The sequence below is a fragment of the Acidimicrobiales bacterium genome (assembly GCA_040219515.1).
In the GTDB taxonomy this organism is placed as follows: Bacteria; Actinomycetota; Acidimicrobiia; order Acidimicrobiales; family Aldehydirespiratoraceae; genus JAJRXC01.
Window position 1 is genome coordinate 13,134 of sequence record JAVJSI010000012.1, and the last position, 22,641, is coordinate 35,774.

16 protein-coding genes and 2 tRNA genes are annotated in these 22,641 nt (G+C 68.0%); 8 read left to right on the forward strand and 10 right to left on the reverse strand.

Annotation, left to right across the window (positions count from 1 at the left end; all coding sequences use genetic code 11):
* Window positions 1–520: 520 nt before the first annotated feature.
* The 4 genes from RIB98_10860 to RIB98_10875 form a co-directional block, all read right to left on the reverse strand.
* Window positions 521–1,396 (reverse strand): sulfotransferase, encoded by an 876-nt coding sequence (locus RIB98_10860; GenBank protein MEQ8841475.1) that lies wholly within the window; start codon window positions 1,394–1,396, stop codon window positions 521–523.
* On the reverse strand, window positions 1,393–5,214 hold the full coding sequence (locus tag RIB98_10865; GenBank protein MEQ8841476.1) for a glycosyltransferase: 3,822 nt from the start codon (window positions 5,212–5,214) through the stop codon (window positions 1,393–1,395). Before RIB98_10865 ends, RIB98_10860 begins: the two co-directional genes overlap by 4 nt.
* Window positions 5,214–8,189 (reverse strand): sulfotransferase, encoded by a 2,976-nt coding sequence (locus RIB98_10870; protein ID MEQ8841477.1) that lies wholly within the window; start codon window positions 8,187–8,189, stop codon window positions 5,214–5,216. The genes RIB98_10865 and RIB98_10870 overlap by 1 nt, the downstream gene beginning before the upstream one ends.
* Before the next feature lie 69 nt (window positions 8,190–8,258).
* Window positions 8,259–9,176 carry a glycosyltransferase gene (locus RIB98_10875; protein MEQ8841478.1) on the reverse strand — a complete coding sequence of 306 codons (918 nt, stop codon included), beginning with the start codon at window positions 9,174–9,176 and terminating at the stop codon, window positions 8,259–8,261.
* Window positions 9,177–9,232: 56 nt separating this feature from the next.
* Between RIB98_10875 and RIB98_10880 the strand changes: the two genes are divergently transcribed.
* The 5 genes from RIB98_10880 (at window position 9,233) to RIB98_10900 (ending at window position 12,180) form a co-directional block, all read left to right on the forward strand.
* A complete protein-coding gene (locus tag RIB98_10880) occupies window positions 9,233–9,967 on the forward strand; it encodes a hypothetical protein (GenBank protein MEQ8841479.1) in 735 nt (244 codons plus the stop codon).
* Window positions 9,968–10,021: 54 nt separating this feature from the next.
* Window positions 10,022–10,723 carry a hypothetical protein gene (locus RIB98_10885; GenBank protein ID MEQ8841480.1) on the forward strand — a complete coding sequence of 234 codons (702 nt, stop codon included), beginning with the start codon at window positions 10,022–10,024 and terminating at the stop codon, window positions 10,721–10,723.
* On the forward strand, window positions 10,720–11,886 hold the full coding sequence (rffA, locus tag RIB98_10890; GenBank protein ID MEQ8841481.1) for a dTDP-4-amino-4,6-dideoxygalactose transaminase: 1,167 nt from the start codon (window positions 10,720–10,722) through the stop codon (window positions 11,884–11,886). Before RIB98_10885 ends, rffA begins: the two co-directional genes overlap by 4 nt.
* A 29-nt stretch (window positions 11,887–11,915) precedes the next feature.
* Window positions 11,916–12,008 (forward strand) — tRNA-Ser (locus RIB98_10895).
* 95 nt (window positions 12,009–12,103) lie between these two features.
* A tRNA-Arg gene (locus RIB98_10900) sits at window positions 12,104–12,180 on the forward strand.
* Between the two features lie 45 nt (window positions 12,181–12,225).
* Here RIB98_10900 and RIB98_10905 read toward each other — a convergent pair.
* Together RIB98_10905 and RIB98_10910 are read right to left on the reverse strand one after the other, a co-directional pair.
* Window positions 12,226–13,173, reverse strand: coding sequence for a hypothetical protein (locus RIB98_10905; GenBank protein ID MEQ8841482.1), 948 nt, complete (start codon window positions 13,171–13,173; stop codon window positions 12,226–12,228).
* Between the two features lie 7 nt (window positions 13,174–13,180).
* A complete protein-coding gene (locus RIB98_10910) occupies window positions 13,181–13,885 on the reverse strand; it encodes a hypothetical protein (protein ID MEQ8841483.1) in 705 nt (234 codons plus the stop codon).
* A gap of 45 nt (window positions 13,886–13,930) precedes the next feature.
* Here RIB98_10910 and RIB98_10915 point away from each other — a divergent pair, with 45 nt between their 5' ends.
* On the forward strand, window positions 13,931–14,971 hold the full coding sequence (locus tag RIB98_10915) for a glycosyltransferase family 4 protein (protein ID MEQ8841484.1): 1,041 nt from the start codon (window positions 13,931–13,933) through the stop codon (window positions 14,969–14,971).
* On the opposite strand, the gene RIB98_10920 is transcribed toward RIB98_10915, so the two are convergent.
* Together RIB98_10920 and RIB98_10925 are read right to left on the reverse strand one after the other, a co-directional pair.
* Complete coding sequence (locus RIB98_10920; protein MEQ8841485.1) at window positions 14,972–15,997, reverse strand: glycosyltransferase family 4 protein; 1,026 nt, start codon at window positions 15,995–15,997, stop codon at window positions 14,972–14,974. It abuts the gene before it with no gap.
* Entirely contained in the window at window positions 15,994–16,641 is a 648-nt protein-coding gene (locus RIB98_10925) for a hypothetical protein (GenBank protein ID MEQ8841486.1), read from the reverse strand. Before RIB98_10925 ends, RIB98_10920 begins: the two co-directional genes overlap by 4 nt.
* Window positions 16,642–16,748: 107 nt before the next feature.
* On the opposite strand from RIB98_10925, the gene RIB98_10930 reads away from it, so the two are divergent.
* Window positions 16,749–19,982 carry a CmcI family methyltransferase gene (locus RIB98_10930; GenBank protein MEQ8841487.1) on the forward strand — a complete coding sequence of 1,078 codons (3,234 nt, stop codon included), beginning with the start codon at window positions 16,749–16,751 and terminating at the stop codon, window positions 19,980–19,982.
* The gene (locus RIB98_10935) at window positions 19,979–20,668 is read left to right on the forward strand and encodes a hypothetical protein (protein ID MEQ8841488.1); all 690 of its coding nucleotides are present in this window, start codon (window positions 19,979–19,981) and stop codon (window positions 20,666–20,668) included. Before RIB98_10930 ends, RIB98_10935 begins: the two co-directional genes overlap by 4 nt.
* On the opposite strand, the gene RIB98_10940 is transcribed toward RIB98_10935, so the two are convergent.
* Entirely contained in the window at window positions 20,665–21,603 is a 939-nt protein-coding gene (locus tag RIB98_10940) for a phytanoyl-CoA dioxygenase family protein (GenBank protein MEQ8841489.1), read from the reverse strand. The genes RIB98_10935 and RIB98_10940 overlap by 4 nt on opposite strands.
* On the reverse strand, window positions 21,600–22,589 hold the full coding sequence (locus RIB98_10945; protein MEQ8841490.1) for a phytanoyl-CoA dioxygenase family protein: 990 nt from the start codon (window positions 22,587–22,589) through the stop codon (window positions 21,600–21,602). The genes RIB98_10940 and RIB98_10945 overlap by 4 nt, the downstream gene beginning before the upstream one ends.
* Between the last annotated feature and the right edge of the window lie 52 nt (window positions 22,590–22,641).

A 22,641-nucleotide genomic window follows, 5' to 3' on the forward strand; every position in this document is an offset into this window, starting at 1 on the left:
ATCTGGTACCGGACGTTCGAGAAGCCGACAGAGCGGCGCCCAATCGTCGAGCGCCGTAATGTCGACCTCAAGGAAATCGGCCCTATCGCAGAAATAGGCGCGAACGCGTTCAACGTGTACGTTCCACAACGAACGCCACGCAGCTTCGTCCACGGTTAGGAATTCGCCGTCGTACTCACCAGCAGCCCGGCGGCGCACGTTCGTCTCGACGTGCCGTCGTCGACTATCGATCCATCCGTCGAGAGACCGGACTGTCAGTATGAAGGTGCTTTTCGGGTACTGCTGATCAAGTAGGTCAAAGTTCAGTGACAGGGCTTCGATGTCGGAGAAAGCATCTATAGCTGGGTCAAGACCCTCCAGAAGGGGACGCCCTTCAGCCAGAGCCGACTCGACGACAGCCCGAACGGTTGGTCCTCCCCAGTGAAGACTCCGATAGCCGAGCAGGGTGAGCGCTTTGTGAAGAGACGTTGTCCCAGTCTTGTTCAGACCAACGCAAAAAACGCGAGGGCGCCGTGGATCGTCAGGATCCATCGCTCGCCCACGCTTGGAGGTCCGCGATCGCGCCGTAGCCGGCTCGTGCCCACGTGCCGGCCGCAACGGAGGCGAACTGCTTGCGGCGCTTCTTGTCCCAGTCCGACCAGTCGTCGTCCTCGGGCCGGGTGGGGTCAAGCTTGAAGCTCGACCCGATGCGCTTCTTCGAGAAGAAGTTGCCCGGGCCGGGATGGTGACGCAGATCGAGGAACTCGAGCACCGGGTCGAAGGCTTCCGGGCCACCGGCCGCCAGCTTCTCGTTCCACACGGTCATGCAGCGATCCGGATTCGCCTCGGCGAAGTCGAGACCGGCGTTCACCCATGTCGACCACGTCTCGCAGGCCTTCTCGAGGTCCTTGCTCCACTTCGGGATCTCGTTGGACTTCGCGTTGGCCAGCAGCTCGTCGTCGAACTTGCGCTCGAAGTTCGACATCGACCGGACCACGTTGCGACCGTCGCGCACGATGTGGATGAACTTCGCCCCCGGGAACATCTTCGCCAGGGTCGGTGCCATGGGCGTGTAGAGCGGCGTCTGATCGATCCAGCGCTTGCCCTCGGCCCGTGACGAGAACAAGGCGTTGAAGCCGAGGCCGATGAACGCCAGCCACTCGTCCTTCTCGACCTGCTCGTGGTCGAGCCAGCACGGCGTCTGACGGTCCTGCTGGTTCTCCCACACCCGTTCGGCCCGCTCGCCCTGGAAGAGGTCGGAGAGGATGTAGCTCTCCTTGCCGACCCAGAGGTCGGGGTGACGGTTGAGGGACTGGGCCATGGCCGTCGTGCCCGAGCGCGGCGAGCCGATCACGAAGACCGGATTCGGGCAGATGCCCTCGCTCGCGAGATACGGCGCGGCGTGTTCGAGACTCATTGCGGGGGGGCCTCGAACGAACCGTGGTAGTCGGCGTACTTGCGGTTGTAGTACGGCGGCGCGGCGAGCGGGTCGACACCGTGCTTCCAGCCGTACTTGTAGCGGTGGCCGAGCAGGAGCCAGTCGACGTTCGGTGTGGTGCTCGCCGTCGTCCGTCGGGCGTGGACCACGCGTGCCGCCGGAACGGGCTCGAGGTCGATCCCCAGCTGCCAGGCCCGATGCCAGTAGTCGGTGTCTTCGCAGAAGGCCGGGTTGAACCACTCGTCGAAGACGCCCACTTCCTCGTAGATCGCCTTCGTCATCATGAAGCACCAGCCGGCTGTGCCACCCTGATCGGGTGTGGTGAAGCCCTTGCCGTCGCAGTGATCGGTGTAGGGGAACGCGATGCGGCGACCGTCGTTGGCGGCCTCGAGCAGGGCCTCGTCCCAGCCGGGTTCCACCATGCAGTCGCTGTTCATCACGACGAACGTGGGTGCGGTCGACAGCCGGATGCCGGTGTTCCAACCGGTGGAGACACCCTTGTTCTCGGGGTAGCGATACACCTTGGCCAGCAGCTTCGAATCGAAATCGGAGCCGTTGTCGATCGCCACCACCTCGGTGGGCACGCGAGCGACCTCCCATATCCGTTCGACCGTCTTCTCGACCATCCGCGCCAGCTTCTCGCTGCGACTCCACACGGGCAGGGTGATGCTCAGGACCGGATTGTCGGACGCTTCCGGCGGACTGCCGTCGTAGAGCAGGTCCGGGTCGGTGTCGGCGAAGGGTTGCACCGTGGTTGGCTGTCGTGGCATGGCGTGGACCCCTCCGGTCGTCTCCGTGATCCCCTTGGCGTTGAGGATGCGGAACATCGTGCGATACGCGTCGTGTAGTTCGTCGAGTTCGACCTCGTCGAGGCCTCCAGGCGCCGAGGCGCCGGCCTCGAGCCGCGCCACCGTGGTCCGCAGACCCATCTCGTCGAAGCGGTGCCGGTCGTAGAGTTCGCGGGCGTCGTCGAGCTTCAGTTGGGCGTCGATGTCGGTGCCCGGGTGCAGCGAGGCGATGATCGCCACCGCCTTGCCCTTGGCCTGGGTGCGGGCGCAGAAGCTCTCGAAGTCGAGCGGTCGCGCCATCACGCTCGTGGCCGCCGGTTCGTAGACGACCGTGAGACCGTGCGGCATCAGGCGCCAGCCCATCTCGATGTCGATCGAGTAGTTCAACCGCTGGTCGTGCAGACCGTGTCGCATCAAGAGCGACCGCTTGCACGAGATCCGGCCCTCCCAGAAGCCCCGCCAGTCGAGTTGTTGGCCCTTCGAGAGACTCCCGTAGGAGAACATGAGGCGATCGACATCGGTGACGAAGTGCATCAGCGGTGTCACCTCGAGTTCGGGCGCCCACGCCGTGTGTCCGAGGATCGCCACACCCTCGTCGGGGCGGGCCGCGTGCCCGTCGAGATGACGTTCGAGATAGTCGGGAGTCACCCGGTCGTCGTCGTCGAAGAACAGGACGACGGGCGCCTGGGCCAGCAGGACACAGAGATTCTTGGCGGCGCTGCGGCCGCCGTGACGGGCGTTCACGCCGATGATCCGGATGCGATCGGCGAACGACGCGACGATCTCGTCGAGCGCCGAGTCGCTCGACCCGTCGTCGACGACGACGACCTCGTAACGCGCTGCGTCGATCGTCTGATCACAGAACGACTCGAGTGCGGCGCGGAGCAGGTCGGGACGGTTGTACGTCGAGATCAACACGCTGATCTCGGGCTGCGTCGCGGCCGGCGGACAGTCGATGACACGAGGCACCCCGTCGTCATCGGCCACCCACAGCCGACGGACACGGGCGAACCCGTCGCCGAGATCGTCGGCCTCGATCGATGCCCGCAGTCCGATCGTGAGGTTGTCGCAGATGGTCACCGGCCCGTCGAGGGCCGTGCCGGCCCGCACGGAGAGGACCGGCAACGGCGTCGCCGCGTCGACCTCACGGGCAACGACGCTCCGCTGACGTTCGGTCATCGGCGGACCGGCCTCGGGCCCGCTGTTGTGGGCGGGCTGGAGGCGATCGACCCCCAGCGTGTCGTGCGTGGCGATCAGGTCGGGAAGAAAACCGGCGGGGAGCACTGCGTTGTCGTGGAGATAGACGACGAAGTCGGCGCCGGTGTCGTCCATGGCCATCGTGGCGTCGGGGTCGTCGTCGGCCCGCCACACCTGGCGGACGCTGAGGTCGCCGGTCGTGGCGAGCGCGGTGAGCAGGTCCGGATGCGGGCCACTGCGGCCGGCCGAGAAGGTTCCGGCGACGAACACCGAGGCCGCCGGCGCGGGTGCGAGCGCCACATCGTCCACGGCGGGGACGAGGTCGTAGATGGCGACGGTGTCGTCCTGGTAGCACCGCTTCCCCTCGCGCTCGAGGTGCTCGATGAGTTCAGGGAACCGGCGACGCCAGTCCGCCGCGGTCTGGGGCAGGACGAAGTAGCGGGCCCCCCGCTGACGTTGCGCGTCGAGGTGACTGATCGCCGCACGGCCGTCGACCGGGTCGAAACCCGCCCAGGCGCCGTCGCCCGACTCGGGGAAGTGCCAGCACGGTTGGGACCCCAGATCGGTCAACGCGTCGTCGCCGAGCGAGACCACCAGCACCGGCGCACCCGGCTCGGCCACCGACTGGATGCGATGCCGGATGGCGGCGGCATCGCAGGCCTCGCCCGCCGCATCATCGCCCTCGCCGACGCCGCGGGGTCGGCGGGGCAACTCGAGGACCTGCGTCAGCACCCGATCGAAACGGGCCTGGATCCGGGAGAGACCATGGCGCTCGTCGACGTGCTCGGCACCGGCATCGGCGAGACCGAGCCAGAGATCATCGTCGGTGAGCACGCGGGTGAGCGCCGCGGCCATGTCGGGCGCGTCGGCCGCGATGAGGGCGTGGCGGCCCTGCACCAGGTCGAGTCCCTCGGCCCCGATCGGGGTCGTGACCACCGGGGTGTAGGCCATCATCGACTGGAGGACCTTGCGCTTGACGCCGGCACCGTGCAACAGCGGCACCACGGCCACACGCGACCGCTCGACATAGGGGGCCACGGTCGGGACCCAGCCCACGAGGTTGAGGCCCGGCATCTGGGGATCGACGTCGAGCTGGATCTGATCCAGATAGTTGCCGATCACCGTGAACGGGTGACGCCGGCGGAGATCCTCGTCGATCAGCGGCAAGACCTCGTTGGCGAGGTAGGCGACCGCCTCACGGTTGGGGACATGGCGGAAGTTGCCGACGAAGAACCCGCCCCGCCGGTCGGCCAGCGGCACCGCCGATCGTTCGATGTGCTCACCGAGCGGCAGGGTGAAGACGCGGTCGTCGCCCACGAAGTCCGCGAGCAGCGCCTGCTCCTTCTCGGAGACCGCGATGACCGCGTCAGCCGAGTGGTAGACGTTCAGTTCACGGGCGGTGTCGGTGCCGAAGGTCGCGTCGACCGCACCCGTCTGGCCGAACGCCTGACGGGCGGTTCGCAGAAAATGGATGTCCATCGAGTTCACGACCACCCGCGTGTCGGGCGAGTACTCGTGCAGCATCGGCAGGATGGCCTCGGCCACCTCGAAGAACGCGATCACCGACAGATCGAAACGCGACGACCGCAACAGCTTCGGGGCCCAGTCGAACCCGGCGAAGGTGGCCACCCCCAACTGTCGCAATCGTTCGGCATGGCGGCTCTCGGCCTCGTCTTCCGCCTCGCGGGAGAGGAAGGTGACCCGCCATCCGTCGGCGAGCAGCCACTTGATGATGTTGTCGATGTCCTGGGACCCGCTGTCACGATCGAAGGCGGGCATGCGGGTGTGGACGACCAGTGCGTGGCGGGCCATCAGGCGTCCGCCTCGGGTGCGGTGGCGCGAACGTCGTCGTTGGCGAGGAGAAAGCGCCACGCGCCCTCACCGAGCTCGGCGGGCCGGTTCGGCCGGCCGGCCAGCCGCTGCGCCCAGGGACCCTCGACACGGCGCGGCCGGACACCGGCCGACTCGATACGAACCGCCACGGCGGCCGACTGATACAGGACGTCACGTCCGGAAGCCCACGCCGAACCACACCACATCGGTAGATCGTCGTCGGAGAACTCGGGCAACGCCGACCACACCGCGCCCGCGGCGGCGACGAGGCCGCCGCCCCAGCACACGGCACGGCTGAACTCGTGCCAGGGGGCGCGTACGTCGAGGGTGCCGGCCGCGATGCCGGCCACCGATCCGTCGGCGAAGACCATCCCACCGGCCGATTCGATCCGGCCCTGATCGTCGAGGACCTTGGCGACGCAGACCGAGTCGGGGAATCGCCGCGCCGCGGCGACGATGGCGGCCAGTGCGCCCGGCAGGGGCACCACGCCGGCCTCGATCACCACGACCGTCTCGGCCTCGACCGCGCCGGGGCGCACATCGAAGGCGAGCGCGGCACCGAACTGCTCGGCGGCGCCACGCACGGCATCGTCGACCTCCGGCGAGCACGACGATGCGACCACCGTCACCCCGACGCCCGGCCCGGCGTCGTCGAGCATCGAGACGACACGATCGACCACCATCTCGCGGCCCCGGCGAGTACCGACCACCACCGCGGTCGATGCCACCCGCGCGGCTTCGGCGAGGTCGTGCCCATCGGTGGTGACCACGACTTCGACACTGTCATCGAAGTACGGCAGTGTCGTCGACAGCAGGGACCCGGGGGACGCGGGCGGCGAGAACGTGGTGAAGCCGGGAAGGTCGTCGGCGATGTCGAGGTCGGTCCAGTCGAGCACCGCCGGCATGGATGCGGCACCACTCGTGAGATCTCGCACCTCGGCGAGGAGCCCTCGACCCGACTCGGAGGCACTCGTGAGATCGAACACGAGACCGGCCGCCGGACGGTCGATCATGATCGGATGACTCCGGACAAGATGGTCGCGGAGCTCGGGGTGGCCCTGATACCAGGACCGGGCGCCCTCGGGAACCACGAGCCGCGTTGTTCCCCGCAGCCGCATCGCTTCGACGATCGCGATCAGCGACACCGAATCGGCGGCCGGCGACTGCCCGTCGGCGGAGGGGAACGCGACCCCCGTGCGGCCCGCGGCCCGCACGACGCCCGCTTTGCAGCCGGGCGTCGCGACCGCCCATGGCGCGCCGCTCGGCACGAACTCTTCGACGAGACGCTCGTAGCCCTTCTGCCACTTGAACGTGGCCGGACCCTTCGGCACGACGGTGCTTCGTCCTCCCTTGCGGGCCTTCGGCCGCGGTGCCGGCGTGGACTTCTGAACCGCACGCTTCGGGGCGCGGCGGGCGGGGGCCGAGACGGTGCCGCCGAGCCGACGACTGACACCGAGCCGACGATCGACACGTTTCGCGGCCTTGCGCGCCGCCGGTGTCGCGGGCGACTGCAGGACGACCCGAGCGCCCCGGCGGGCGATCTTCTCTGCGGGACCGGGCAGGAGGACGACCACTCGTTGGGCGCGTTCCTTGACGCGATTGCCGGCCTGGCCGTCGGCCACTGCCCGCCGCACCCGGCGCAGATTGTGCTTCACCGGGTCGGGCATCTGCCGGGCCGTCGCCCTCGCCGTCTGCTTCGCCGTGCGTTTCGGGCCGACGACGCGGCGGGCGACGCCGCGGACCAGCCGCCGAACCCGGCCGACCACTCCGGTGGAACGTTCTGCTTCCACGCTCTGCTCCACGGCCCGGAGCTTCACGTGGACCGCATCGAGAATGTCGCTGACGTGGTTCGTCCGGTCGAGAATTCCCCGCTGCCGCTCGTCGAGGCCCGCAGTGGTGTCCCTGAGAGCGCCGACCACCTCGATCAGTCGCGCGTTCTGGTCCTCGATCGCCGAGAATCGACTGCTCGTGTCGGAGCGAACGTGGTCCAACTCACGACTGACGGATTCCAACTGCGCCCGGCGGGCCTCGGACTCCCGCCGGATCTCGGACAGCTGCTCGCGCGATTCCTTCTCGGCCGCCTGTGATTCACGCAGGCGCTCTTCGAGACGCTCGATGGCCTTCTGTCGCTGATCGGCATGGCGGGCGGCCACGGTGCCGTCGAGCACGAGCCGGCGGACCTGTCCCTCGTCGACGGCCCTCGATTGCGGCGCCGGCGCGCCCGCCTCGTCACACAGCCGTGCGTAGAGCTCACGGATCTCGCCACCCAGATTGGCCTCGTCGAGGCTGACGCCCACGTCGTGGTGGCGAAGGTCCGAACGCACCTCGAGCGGCGCGGCCTCGAGCCCGGCGAAATCGCAGACCCGACCGAGCTCGCCGACGGGGTCGAGGAAGTAGGTGTCGTAGTGGGTGACGATGCGGCGGTCCTCTGGGACGAGTTCGAGAATCGATTCGTAGTACCGCTCCCAGAGCGACAACCCCAGCGAATACGAGTTCTGGTTGCGACGCTTGAGCGACAGCGCAACCTCGAGCGGGTTGCGGACCGAGATCACGAACCGCAGATCCGGCTGGAGATCGAGCCAGAACGCCGCAGTCAGGCAGAGCCGAGGGTCCTTGAATCCCCATCGATCGTTCTCCGCCAGACCGGCCAGGGCTCTGGTGGCCGGATCGATCACGGCAGCGAGGCGGGGATCGTCGACCGCCATCGGCAGCAGCGCCGGCGGGTTGTCCCACGCCCCTCCGGCCGCCTCGAGCAGGTCGTCGTTGCAGGCGACGATGGCCTTGTTCTCCCAGAACCCCTCGGGGTTGTCGTCGGCGGCTTCCAGGAGTGCGTCGGCGTCACCGCCGATGAGATGCAAGCCCGATTCGTGGAGGCCACGAGTGATCATGGACGTGCCGGACCGGTGCATGCCGGTGATGGCAATCGGATGTGTGGACGCGGGGTCGTCACTCATGGGTTCCCCAGTGTGGCGCGTCCGACGGCGGACAGAAAGACCAGTTTCCCACTTTGAGTCGGATGGCCCTCACGGAGCGTGTGGAGTCGACTGACGCTCCCACCACTCGAGCGACGCCCGCAGGTGGCGCATCGCCTGGGGCGGGACGGCACCGAGGAACCGGGGTGAGAGGGTCGGCGGCTCGAACACCCGGCCGCGATGGGCCGCGTACTCGGCCCACAGTTCGTCGCGAACGGCGGTGCCACCGGTCGCGGCGCCCCCGTGGAACTGGTGGAACGTGCCTTCGCCGAGCAGCACCACCAGCTCGGCCCCCGGCCATTCACAGGCACGGCGGAACAGGTCGTGATTGACCAGGCCGCCGCCGGCCCGATCGAACACCTCGTCGAACCCGCCGAGCTCGCGCCAGCGCTCGGCGGTCATGAAGACGGCGTTGCTCTCCCCCATTGGACCGAACCAGCCCCGCGCCGACGAACCGGCGAAGGTGCTGATCGAGAAGAGTTCGTAGCCGTCGCGCCGCCAGTCGACCGTCTCGAGGAGCGCATCCTCGACCGCCTGGTCGTAGCCCTTGGCCGCCGCGGTCATCTGGGGCTCGTCGCCGAGGTGGAAGGCGAGCGTCGCCGCCACCACGTGCGGCCCGATCGAGATCGCATCCGCAACGCCCGCGACCAGGCCGGGCGAGACCATCCGGGCGCCGTCGATCATCACACCGACGACGGCACCCTGCGCGGCCTCGATACCGAGGTTGGCGGCCCGGGCCGGCGACGCCGGGGCCGGGTCGAGACGGATCAAGCGGCCGTTCGGCACCAGGTCCATCAGCGACTCGTCAACCGGTTCCGGTGACCCGTTGTCGACCACGATCACCTCGTAGTCGACGCGGCGGTTCCCCGCCGCCCCGTGCTGGGCACCGGTCGCCAACGTGGCGAGCGTGCGCGGCAATTCGCGGGCCATGTCCCAGACGACCACGACGACGCTGACCGCTACATTCACGCCGGAACGGTAGCCCGCACTTCCCACTCGGACCGAGCGGTGGTACAGATGGGCGGATGTCAGGCCGCATCGAAGCGCTCCCCTGGGACAGCGACTTCTTCGACCTGTCGATCGGGAGAGTCGTACTCGACGGCGCCACCGCCGACGACCTCGCGGCCTTCGATGCCGAAGCCCGCGACAGGGACTTCGACTGCGTCTACGGCGCACTCGACACCGGACAGGACGACGACAATGTCGCCATCCGGGTGCAGCTGCACAACTTCCTCCTCGTCGACCAGTCGGTGCAGATGATGCGCCCGGACGTTCCCTACGTTCCATTGCCATCCGACTCGGTCGCGCGGGAGGCCACCGAGGACGACATCGAGGCGATCATGGAGATCGTGCCGATCATCGCCCCGTGGAGCCGGTTCGGGGCCGACGACCGCTTCGGGCTCGAAGCCGGGGTGCGGATGTGGCGGGCCCAGGTGGAGCGTGGGATCCGGGACGAGACCCGCCTGGTCACCGTGACCGAGGACGACAGCGGACTCACCGGCTTCGCGACGCAGGCCTGCCCGGGCGAACTGGGCGTGCCCGGCTACGAATCGACGACGGTGACGAAACCCGGCGCCGGCGTGGCCGACGCGCTCATGGCGTACTTCTTCGACTGGGCCCCGGGAGGGACCGCCACGTCGGCCGGATGGATGGCCGTCCGCAACATCGCCATCCTCCGTCACCTCCACCGCCACGGCTACGTGATCAGCAGTTCCCGCGGCGCCTTCCATTGGTGGAAAGACGGCGCTTCCTACGGCTGAAACGTCGGGGCCAGCCTTCCCTCTGGAACCGTGCGGTGATACAGATGGGCGGATATGTCAGACCGGATCGACAAGCTCCCCTGGGACAGTGACTTCTTCAGCATCTCGATCGGGCAGGTCGATCTCAACGGCGCCGACGTGGCCGCCCTCGACGCGATCGTCACGGAGGCCCGCGACCGACGCTTCGACTGCGTCTACGGAACACACGAACCCCGCGACAGTTTCACGTCCGTCCGGGCCCAGGACGTCGGATTCCGTCTGGTCGAAGTCAGTCAGTTGATGAAGCGCCCGCCCGGCCCCTTCGAGGTGCCGCCGACCCGGTCGGTCGTGCGTGAGGCGACCGAAGCCGACCTCGACCAGATCAGTGACTCGCTCGACACGCTCGCCCCTTGGAGTCGCTTCGGCGTCGACCCGCGTTTCGGCCGGAGCGCCGCTCGTCGTCTGTGCAGCGCCTGGGTGACTCGAGCGGTGACGGACGACGATCGCATGGCCACCATTTCCGAAGACGAGGACGGCATCGACGGGGTGGGTACCCACGTGTGGGGCGAGCCTCCCCGCATCGACCTGCTCGGCGTCATCCGGCCCGGCACCGGTGCCGCATGGGCCCATATCGCCAAACTCATCGATTGGGCCGACGGTGGCGAGGTACACGGCGGAACGTGCGCGGCCCGCAACATCGCGCCGCTTCGCTTCCTCGAGCACTGTGGGTTCGCGCTGACCCGGGTGACCTACACCCATCACTGGTGGGCGACATGAGCAACTACGCCGAGAATCCCGAGAGCTTCATTCCCTTCAACCGCCCGAGCGTCGAAGGCCGCGAGCTGGACTACATCAAGTCGGCGGTCGAACACGGCCACACCTCGGCGTCCGGACCCTTCACCGCCCTCGCAGTCGACGAGCTGAAAGCCGCCACCGGCGCGGCCGACGTCCTGCTCACCACCTCGTGCACGGCCGCGCTGGAGATGAGCGCGATCCTGCTCGACATCCGGCCCGGCGACACGATCGTCGCCCCGTCGTTCGGGTTCGTGACCACCGCGTTGGCCTTCGTCCGCGCCGGGGCCAAGGTGCGGTTCTGCGACATCGAGCCCGACACCCTGAGTCTCGATGTCGACCGCCTCGCCGACATCATGGACGACACCGTCAAGGCCGTCGTGCCCATTCACTACTCCGGCATCGGCGGGCGCATCGCCGACATGTGCGATGTCGTCGAACGCTGGCCCCGGGCCGACATCGTCGAGGACAACGCCCACGGGTTGTTCGGCACCTACCGCGGCGAACCGCTCGGTTCGTTCGGCCGGTTCTCCACCCTCAGCTTCCACGAGACGAAGAACTTCATCTGCGGCGAGGGCGGCGCCCTCGTCGTCAACGACGAGGCCGACATCGACCGCGCCCACGTCATCTACGACAAGGGCACCAACCGACGGGCCTTCCTGCACGGCCAGGTCGACAAGTACTCCTGGCAGGACGTGGGGTCCTCGTTCGGCATGGCCGACGTGCTGGCCGCCTATCTCTACGGGCAGCTCGAGGAGAAGGAATCGATCCTGCGCAAGCGCCGCCACGTGTTCGACCACTACTTCGACGCGCTCTCCCCGTTCGTCGATTCACACGGCATCCGCCTGCCCGTGGTCCCCGACGACTGCGAGCAGGCGTACCACATGTTCTACGTCCTGCTGCCCGACGCCGAGATGCGCAACCACGTGTTGAAGGCGATGAACGACGACGACATCTACGCCACCTTCCACTACGTCCCGCTGCACAGCTCACCCGGCGGCGTGGCCGTGGCCGCCGAGGAACTGGCGTGCCCGGTGACCGACGACGTGAGTCGCCGGCTCCTGCGACTGCCGTTCTTCACGAGCCTCGGTCAAGCTGACCTCGACCGGGTGACCGAATCGTTCATCTCGGCCGTCGAACAATTCTGAGCGCGCGAGCGGTAACCTCACCGCCGTCGGGAGACGTGGCCGAGCCAGGTTGAAGGCGCTTCCCTGCTAAGGAAGTAACGTCGTCAAGGCGTTCGTGGGTTCAAATCCCACCGTCTCCGCCAAGCACATGTGAGTCGAGAATCCGGTGGCGCCTGCGTTCAGTGGGCGTACACTGGCGTCTCGTTATCTCAAGAGGCCTCGTTGTCTCAAGGGCAGTGCGCCCGTAGCTCAGCTGGATAGAGCATCTGACTACGGATCAGAAGGCCGGGAGTTCGAATCTCTCCGGGCGCGCCACAGCAATACAGATCAGGGCCGCTCTCCGGAGCGGCCCTTCTGCTGTCAGGGCACGATCGCGAGGATCTCGCGCCGCACCATCGTCAGCTTCTCGGCGACCTCGCTCGTGAGGCCCTCGGGGATCGTCGGGACCGTGCCCCCGTCGACGGCACCCCGCAGCACCGCGGCGCTGAACTCGGCCACCTCGAGTCGATCGGCGTTCCAGGTGGTGCGATCCACGCGACCAAGCTTCGCCACGGGTCCCGCAGCGGAGAGTTCGGGGGGCGAGAGGTAGTGCGTCATCCCGCCGATGTGGAGCAGGTTCGGATGTTCCTGATGGCGCAACTCGTGGCCCGATTCCTGGAGGAAGACGTTGACCAGTTTCCCCGTGTCGTACAGCCAGTAGTCGTGACCCGCAGCGGCGAGCGCCGCGGCGGCCGACTCGGCCAGGTCGGGACCCGCGGAGTCGAAGCGCACACCCCAGCGATCACGGACGTCGTCGATCGCGGCGCGGCGATACATCGCGAAGTGTGGGCTCCCGAAGAGAAACCCGTCGCGGGAGTAGAAGTACTCACCGTTCACCCCCGGGTGACCCTCGGGCACGACGTCGGACGTCGACCAGACGCCCTTTCCCGAGGTCACGCCGGCGATTTTGCGTTCGTTGTCCGTCTCGCCGGCGAGGATCGCCGCGAAGTCCGCCACGAAGGGACCTGATGCCCGGATGTCGCTGTCGATCAGGCAGAAGAACTCGCCGTCATCGCGCGCATCACGAACACGCTCGAGGGCGGTGCCGTGGGGCACCATCTCGTCACGAGACACCTCGAGGACCTCGACGACCTGCGGCTCGGAGGCCGCGAACGCCTCTAGCAGCGCCAACTCGGCGGGCGGACACGCGTTGGCCACGAAGCGGAAGTGCGCCTCGGTGTGAGCGATCTGGCTCTGGACGAAGAACCGGAGGTAGGAGAAAACCGTCCCCGCCCACACGACGTTGAAGACGAATTCGCGCTCTCCCATCACGGCCTCAGATCACCACAGCCGGCGGCATCGAGTCGATCTGCGACGCCAGCTCGCCGTACATGGCATCGACACCGTCGCGAGTATCCGGCGCCGCCGAGCGCCAGTCGCTTCTGCGCGACTCGTAGGCGAGCCGAGGATGTCCTTCGGGCAGCCCGACGAACGCCGCGAGGTCATCCCACGCCTCGTCGATGCGATCGAAGCGGACGAACATGACCGGGTAGCCGGCGGGGTGCCGGCGCCATCCGTCGACATGGTCGGCCAGACCGAACTCGTCGACACCTCCCGCCAGGAACGTGTGGAGATCGGCGAGGCCTCCCGGCGCCGGGGTGTCGGGCTCGGTCGAGTGGAGGCCGCGCCAGTGCCCCTCCTGGATGCCGCGACGAAAGATCGACAACACCGCGTCACGAGGATCGCTCAGGGGGTAGACGACCCGAAACCCCGGCGGCACCGCATCGGCGGAGGGTGGCCGGCGGAGATGCTTGTGGGGCCATTGTGCAGGTCCGCGCGGCAGATCGAGGGCCGCGTCGACGAAGACCCTGGTCAGCGCGGTCGTGCCCGAACCCCCGAAGGAGGTGAGCTGTACCGTGTGGCGCACGAGGAAGGGATCGCCCTGGGCCGCGAACTCGGCGATCGCGAGGTGGGCGAGCTCGGCCGCGATGGCGAGGTCGTGTTTCTCCCTCGCGCTCTCGACATCGGCGGTCTCATCCACGAGCAGGTCAGGGTAACAGTTGGCTGCGCGTACAATCGCCCCGCGATGATCCTCACCTTTCTCGCGCCGAGTACACGGCACCCCGTCGGCGGAAACGCGACGATCTACGAGTTCGCCACGGTCATGGCGCAGCGCGGCCACGAAGTACACCTCTACCACCACGATCTCTGGGGCGACGACGCGGTCCGCAGCGTCGGCGAGATCGGTTGGTACGAGTTCCGAGCGGAGCTGCACCACCACTTCCGCGGTACGCCCGAGCTCGACGCCGGCGGGATCGTGTCCGCCGACGTCTTCTTCGGCTACGGCAAGGAGGTCGAAGAGAATCCCCGCTACGGGCTCCCGGTCTCGTGGGTGCAGGGCTTCCAGATGTACGCCGAATCGGTGGAGCTCGCGACCTACCGCAATCCGTGCCCGAAGATCTGTGTCGCCAGTTGGCTCACGCGCATCGGGCGCGAACACGGTGTGCCCGCCGAACAGCTGGTCCACATTCCCAACGGATTGCGACACGACCGCCATCGACTCACCCGGCCGATCGCGGGGCGGCCCTCGCGAGTGCTCTTCTGCTACAACTCGCATCGCAGCAAGGGCGCGGCGCTCGCGCTCGAGGTTCTCACCGCGCTGCATGCCCGACGTCCCGACGTGGAGATCGTCGGGTTCGGCAGCCTGCCTCCGGAGGACCCCCTGCCCGACTGGATCACCTACTTCGAGGATCCCGATCAGACGACCCTGGTGGACGAGCTCTTCAACGGCAGCGCCGTGTTTCTCTGGACGAGCCGGATAGAGGGGTTCGGACTCCCGGCCCTCGAGGCGATGGCCTGCGGGGCTGCGCTCGTGACCACCGACAACGGCGGGTCCGAGGACTACGCCTTCCCCGGCGAGAGCGCGCTCGTCGCCGACTACCCGGATGGGCCTGGGCTCGTCACCGCCGTCGAGCGGTTGCTCGACGACGACGCCATGCGGGTCGCACTCGCCACGACCGGACAGCGGGTCGCGGCGGGTTTCACCTGGGAGGCCTCGGGCGATCGCCTCGAGACGTTCCTCGACGCCTACCTCGCCGAGCCGCAGAAGTACGGCCGGCCCGGCTGATCACCCGTCGAGCGGCGGGGCGAGGAACGGCGCCGGGTCGGCGACATAGCGTTCGAGGATCTCGGCGAGGTGCTCGGACGAGCGATCCCAGTCGAATGTCATCGCGTGGTGCATGCCGGCCTGGGCGTAGCGCAGTCGTCGTGGTTCGTCGTCGAGAAGCCGGATCACCGCGTCGGCCAGGGCTGACGGCTGTTCGACGGGGACGACATCAGCCGTCAGCCCGGGTCGTGCGTAGTCGCGAGAACCCCCGCAGTCGGTGGAGACCAAGGCGGCGCCGCAGGCCATCGCCTCCAAGGGGGTCAGGCCGAACCCCTCGTTCCGGCTGGCCTGTACGAAGACCCGGGTCTCGGCGTAGATCTCCTCGGCCAGACGACGGTGGTCCGGCGAATCGACGGTCTCGACCCCGGCGGGAATGCGGTCGTCGAGCGAGCGACCGAACACGACCACCCGTGTCTCGGGCCGACGCTCTCGCAACTCGACGAGCATCGCCTGCGCCGTCGGCCAGTCCTTCTCACGATGAGGATGATGCAGCATGGCGACGTCGATCGCCCGGTCGGTGAGCGGTGTCGTCCGACGGAATCGCTCATGGTCGAGGCCGGGGGGGACGTGGTGGAGCTGATCACGCCGAACGCCATAGGCCTCGCCGACGTCCTGGAGCCAGGAGGCGACACAGATCTTCGGTCCCGGGCCACGAAACGCCCGCCGTTCCCATTCCTCCGAGAGCATCCGGTGACCCTGGATCATCGTCGCCGGCAACCCGAGCCGAGCCGGCGCCTGCGTGTTGAAGATCACATCCCCGCCGGGCAGTTGCGGGTCGTCGATGTCGTCGAACAGGTGGTGATGCACACCGTCGCCCACGGCGATCTCGGGCAGCTGGTCGAGCGAATCGATCCGGTTCGGCCACGCCGGGCCGTGGAGGAAGTTGACGTTGCAACCGGCCCGGGCCAGACCCCGGGCGAGCTCGTAGAGCACGGCCTCCCCGCCGGTGACCTGCCCCGTGGTCGGATACACGAACTGGACGATCACGCGTCGCTGCGCTCCACGACGCGTGCGGGCACCCCGACGGCGGTCGCCCGGTCGGGCACGTCGCCCATCACGACACTGTTGGCCCCGACCTTGACCTCGCGACCGAGCGTGATGCTCCCGAGCACCTTCGCCCCGGTGCCGATACGGCTGCCGGCGCCGATGGTCGGGCCGACGAAATCGGGGGCGAGGAGGCCGACGGTGACCCACGGGGAGAGCGTGACGTTCCGGCCGAGGCTCGTCATCCCGTCGATCACCACCATGCCGTGGGGAAGGCACAAGCCGGGTTGGATCACCACCGGATCGCCGATGCACACCTGGGCCGACATCAACGCCACCCGATGGAACAACCGTGGCAGCAACGGGATCCGGCGCTTGAGGCACTCGGTCTTGGCGCGATAGGCGACCACGGCGACGAACGCGTCGGTCACGACGCACAGGCGGACCACCTGGACGACGAGATCGAGTGTCGAGCTGAATTCGTGTCGATCGCCGCGACCCAGCGCCGCGGCGCGGGCATCGCCCCGGATGGCGTCCACGAAACCCGGATAGCGACGCCGGAGATCGGCGTCGAACCGTCGCCGATCCGGGGTGTCGGGGGTGGCGCGGAACCTCTCTCGCCACGCACCCCGGCCCGAACTGGTCATGGACGCCGATGTTAGCTGTCCAATGGTGTGTTCTTTTGTTGACCGGGCACGCCCGCCCCTCCACACTTGGGCACCGCGCCCGCAATACCCCCGCCGGAAAGGCCCCCATGTACCCGTTCTGGGAACCCGTCATCGCACCACTCGTCCGCATCTCCGGGGCGCGGCGCATCGTGGAGATCGGCGCCCTCCGCGGCGAGACCACGGCGAAGATGTTGGAGGACCTCGGTCCCGATGCCGAGATCCACGTGATCGACCCGCTGCCCCAGTTCGACCCCACCGAGCACGAGGCCCGCTTCCCGGGTCAGTACATCTTCCACCGGGACCTGAGCCTCAACGTGTTGCCCGAGGCGCGGGCGTTCGACCTCGCGCTGATCGACGGCGATCACAACTGGTACACCGTCTACAACGAGTGTTCTCTCCTGCGCGAGGCCTCACGGCGCGAGGGCCGCCACCTCCCACTCATGGTCCTCCACGACGTGGCGTGGCCCTACGGCCGCCGAGACCTCTACTACGACCCGAGCAACGTGCCCGAGGATCAGCAGCAGCCGTGGGACACCCGCGGCATGGCACCGGGACGACCGCAGCTGCTCAAGCGCGGCGGCATGAACGTCAACCTGGCGAACGCGATCACCGAGGGCGGCCCCCGCAACGGCGTCCGCACCGGCCTCGACGACTTCATCGCCGAGCACGACACTCCGATCCGTCAGGTGATCCTCCCGATCTATTACGGGCTGGCGATCGTGGCCGAGGAGGCGTACCTCGACGAGCACCCCCAGGTGCGCGAGACCCTCGACCGACTCGAGTCCATCACCGGAGTCCAGGAGCTCCTCGAGCTCTCCGAGGCCATCCGGCTCGACGAGGTCGTGTTCAGCCACAACATCGGCCGGATGAACGACAGTCGTCTCGAGCGGGCCATCGACCGTCACCTCGACCTGCTCCGGGGCACCCTGGTCGACGAGCACTATGTGGAGAACGAGGTGCGCATCGATCATCTCGTCAACGTGATCGAACGGGCCGACCAACTCGACCCGGAACTGCTCCGGTCGCCGCGTCAGCACCGACCACCGCTCGTTCGCGAGTACGACCGGACACGGACCGACGGCGACCCGACCGGTGCGACCGGCGCCTTCGCCTACGCCGACATCGGCCGGCGCCAGCTCGACGCCATCCACGCGGCGCTCGACATCGTGCGCAGCGACGGCGTCGAAGGGGACTTCGTGGACGTGGGTTGTGGTGCGGGTGGCGTGGGCATCTACTTCCGCGGCTACCTCGACGCCCACGAGGACGAGGGCCGCACCGTCTGGGTCGCCGACGAGTTCCGGGCGGCCCCCGCCGGCGGCCGCCGCGCGCTCACCGACGGCGGCAAGGCCGATCTGTGGTCCGACCTCGCCGATGTCCGCAGCGGCTTCGACCGCTTCGGACTGCTCGACGATCGGGTGCGATTCGTCCAGGGTCCACCCACCGACGCTCTGCCCACCAGCCCGATCGGGTCGATCGCGATGCTGCGGCTCGGCCGCGGTCAGGTCGGCGACCTCGGGGCGATTCTCGAAGCCGTCGGCGACCGCCTGAGCGACGGCGCGATGGTGCTCGTCGACGACTCCGACACCGACGCCGCTGACGCGCTGGCGGAGTTCCGCGGCACGACCACCACCGCGGCCGAACGGATCGGCTGGAACGGCCTCGCCTGGCGACACCATCGCGACGGCACGACGGCGGCGCCCTCGCTCGGCGGTGGGCCGGTTCCGCTCGCGTCGGCGGAGCCCACCGAGAGCCTCGACCTCTCGGTCGTGGTCATCTTCCACAACATGGCCCGCGAAGCGCGTCGCACACTCCATTCGCTGTCGCGGACCTATCAGCGGGACATCGACGATGTTCGCTACGAGGTCATCGCCATCGACAACGGCTCCGATCCGGATCAGCGTCTCACCGAGGAGTTCGTCCGCAGCTTCGGCGAGGAGTTCCGGCTGATCGACCTCGCGGACACGGCCGATCCGTCGCCCAACGCCGCTCTCAACCTCGGCATGCACGAGGCCACCGGTCGCCAGATCGCGTTCATGATCGACGGGGCCCACATGTTGACCCCGCGAGTCCTGCGCTACGGACTCGACGGACTCTCGGCCTACGGCAGTCCCGCCGTGGTGGCGACACAACAGTGGTACGTCGGACCCGGCCAGCAACCCGACATCGTCGGCGAGCACTACGACCAGGACATCGAGGACCAGCTCTTCGAGAACATCCAGTGGCCCGACGACGGCTACCGACTCTTCGAGATCAGCCACTTCATCGGCGAGCGGGACTGGCTCGACGGCATCATCGAGAGCAACTGCCTCTTCGTCGGCCGCGACCTCCTCGAGACGGTCGGCGGATTCGACGAGCGCTTCTCGATGGCGGGGGGCGGCTACACGAATCTCGAGCTCTACGAGCGACTCGGCGGCCACCCCGGCACCAAGCTGGTGACGATCCTCGGCGAGGGGTCGTTCCACCAGGTCCACGGTGGCATCACGACCAACGACGGGTCCGTCGATCAGCGACGCACGAAGATCTTCGGCTACGGCGACCACTACCGCGAACTGCGGGGGCGGACCCTCGGAGGACCGGGCAAGCACATCAGCTACGTCGGTGGCTTCTCCACGAAGTCGGCGGTGCGAACCCGGTCCCGCCGTCTCGGTGCGATGGCCTTCGACTCCCCGGACTCGCGCGGCGAGATCCCGAGCGAACCGGTGCCGATCCCCGACGAGATCGCGGCCTCGTTCATCGACAGCTACTGGCGGTCGCTGGCCTGGCAGCACACGTCGTGGCTCGGACACCCGATCCAGAACACGCCGACCGACCTGATGATCTATCAGGAACTGATCTCCTCGATCCGGCCCGACCAGATCGTCGTCGTGGAACGCGAGGGCAGCGGCACCGCCCGCTACGTCGCGAGCATCTGCGAACTGATCGGGCACGGCCGAGTCGTCTCCGTCGGCGAGTTCGCCCCCGGCGACGCACCCCGGCTGACCCACATCGATGCCGGGCCCGCGTCGCCGCGAGCGGTGAAGGAACTCATGGAGGACGTCGACCCGGACGCCACGTCGATGGTGATCCTCGGTGCCGGTGGGAAGGCGGGCATGCTCACCAAGGAGTTTGCCGCCTACTCGCCACTCGTGAGCGTCGGCTCGTACCTGATCTTCGAGGGCACCGTGGTCAACGGCAATCCCGTGTGGCCCGGATACGGGCCCGGTCCGCTCGAGGCACTGCGCGGGCTCCTGCCCCATCACGGCGAGTTCGTGCAGGACACCGACGTCGAGCGGTATGGCCTGACCTTCAACCAGGGCGGCTACCTGCGCCGGCTGTCGTGACCCGGTACTTCTTCCTGCACCTCCACAAGACGGCGGGAACGGCACTATGGCGTCGACTCCAGCGGCAGTTCGAGCCCGCGGCCCTCTACCCCGGGCCCCAGGACGACACGGCCCCGGACCGCACGCTGGTGCCCGAGTACCTGATCGAGCGCTACCGGGCCCGACGCGACGAGATCCAGGTGGTGACCGGTCACTTTCCGCTCTGCACCACCGAGGTGCTCGGTGACACGTTCTCCACGTTCACCGTGCTGCGTCATCCCGTCGACCGGACGATCTCCGTGCTGCAGCATCACCGCGATCTCACCCCGGGTGCCCACGAACAGTCGCTCGAGGAGATCTACGACGACCCGATCCGCCAGCTGCTGATCCGCAACCACATGATCAAGATGGTGGCCCTGCGACGCGACGAGATGACCGATGGTGCCCTCACCGACATCACGTTCGATCGGGCCCGCCTCGACCTCGCCAAGGAGCGCCTCGCGTCCATCGACGTCGTCGGCGTACAACCGCGCTTCGAGGAGTTCTGCACCGCCCTCGCCGCCCGCTTCGGGTGGAACCTCGGCGGGCCGGTCGAGGCGAACAAGTCGACGCCGGTGCCGGTCAGCGAGGCGCTACGCGAACGGATCGCCCACGACAACGCGCTCGACATCGAATTCTACGACCACGCCACAACGATCGCGATCTAGAGGACCACGGGGATCTGCCCGTCGGGGAACGTCGATGGGGAGAAGAACCAGCTCTCGATCGCGTAGCGCGGCTGCGTCATCGACTCGCTGACCGCGGTGCGGTGAAGGAAGAGGTGGTCGAACAGCAGCGCGTCGCCGGGGGCGAAGACCGGTCGGACGATGCCGGCCGAACCTGCCACCTCATCGACGACCGCCTGGGCGACCGACCAGTCGAACATGGCGTCGTGGGTTCCCGTGTCGACGACCCGATCGAGGCGTCGCGGCACGAGGTCCAGTCCGGGGGCGTCGACACCACAATCCGAGAGCGAGAGCCAGAGATTCACGGATCGGGTGTCCTCGCCCAGGAACGCCCCGTCCTGATGCCAGTTGGTCGGGATACCGGTCGGCACCCGGCGCAGATTGAACTTGTTGGCCGAAATCACCGGTCGCTCGTGCAGGATCGACTCGACCAGGGCCAGGATGCCGAGCTCGTCGTAGCGGGTCAGGACCTCGTCGAACAGGCGGGGTGAGTCGACCGCCCAGATGCTGCCGGCGTCGCGCATGAACTTGCGACGCGGGCCGAGCTTGCCGTGCTCGGGACGCGGGGTGAAGGGCGTGAACCACTCCTCTCGGCCGGCCCGCTCGTCACGCGGGAGATCGGCGGTCTCGAGCGCGCGGTCGATCGCGGTCCGCAACCACGCGGCCTCGGCCGCACCGACGAGACCGCGCACGAGCACGCAGCCGTGGTCGGCCATCAGCCGTCGATAGCGCTCGGCGTCGAGGTCGGCGGCAGCGACCTCGGGGATCTCGGGACCCGACCAGGGCCCGGCGGTGATCCGAGGCGGCAGCGGGTCGGGCGCGTGCCAGGTGGCGTCGCGGAAGTACTCGTGGCGCAAGCGGATCGCCTGCGCCGGTGCCAGCGTTGCCAGCGCCTCGGCGAATCTGTCGGCGTTCACGGGCGCACCGCGCCGCGCTGCGCACGCCGGACGTTGGACCGGTGCTCCTGGCGGAGGTATTCGCCGATCATCTCCTCGGCGGATGCGGCGACGTGTACCGGCAGCTCTTCGAACGGCGCGATCCGGTAGTCGAGGTCGCGCCAGTAGTACTGGTGCTCGTCGCTGTCCCAGTCGGCATAGATGTCCTCCCAATCGAGGGTGCCGAAGTGTGGGGACAGGCAGCCCTCGGTCAAGGGCTCACCTTCGCGCTGCCACCGGTAGTCGATGGAGAGCCGCATCGCATTGGCCGAGAGGTTGTGCCGGGATGCATGGACGGTGAGCGAGGGGAAGACGAGCACGTCGCCCAACGTGAACTCGGTGGTCACCCAGCGGCACTGCTCGAGCATGTCGAGGGGCAGCTGCGCACAGCGGTTCCCGGCACCGAGATGGGTCTCGAGGGGCAGCGGGCCCCAGCGGTGCGAACCCCGCAGGATCGCCAGACCACCGAGGGCCACCGGCACGTCGCTCAGGGGAATCCAGGTCGCGGTGAGACCCTCGGTGCCCTGATTGTTCGGGAAGTCCTGATGCGGTGGCGTCGAGATCGCCTCGAACTCGGGGAAGATCATGCGACAGATCTTGAGCGGGTGGGCGAACGCGGTCGACCCGACCACCTGGTGCATCAGGTCGGTCAGGACCGGATCGTGGCCGAACTCGTGGAAGCTCTGGAGCTTCTGAACCCCGGCGAGGGGCTCCCAGAAGTCGTCCTCCCCTTCACGGACGGGCGTTCGGATGACCCGTGCGTCGAGCTGCTCGTCCCCACCGGCGATCCATCCGGCGCCGGCCAGCACGCCGGTGATCTGCTCCCTGATCCGTCGCAGCTTCTCCACCGGGAGAATCTGCTCGAAGTAGAGGTAGCCGTCGTCAGCGAGTCGTTGGCGCAAGCGATCCGGTGCCCCGAGCAACTCGTTGGAGCGCTGCATCGGCAGAAACGCCCAGTCGTAGGTCATCGAAGGGTCCGAATCCGCAGCATGCTGGTCATCAACACGCGAAGAATACCAG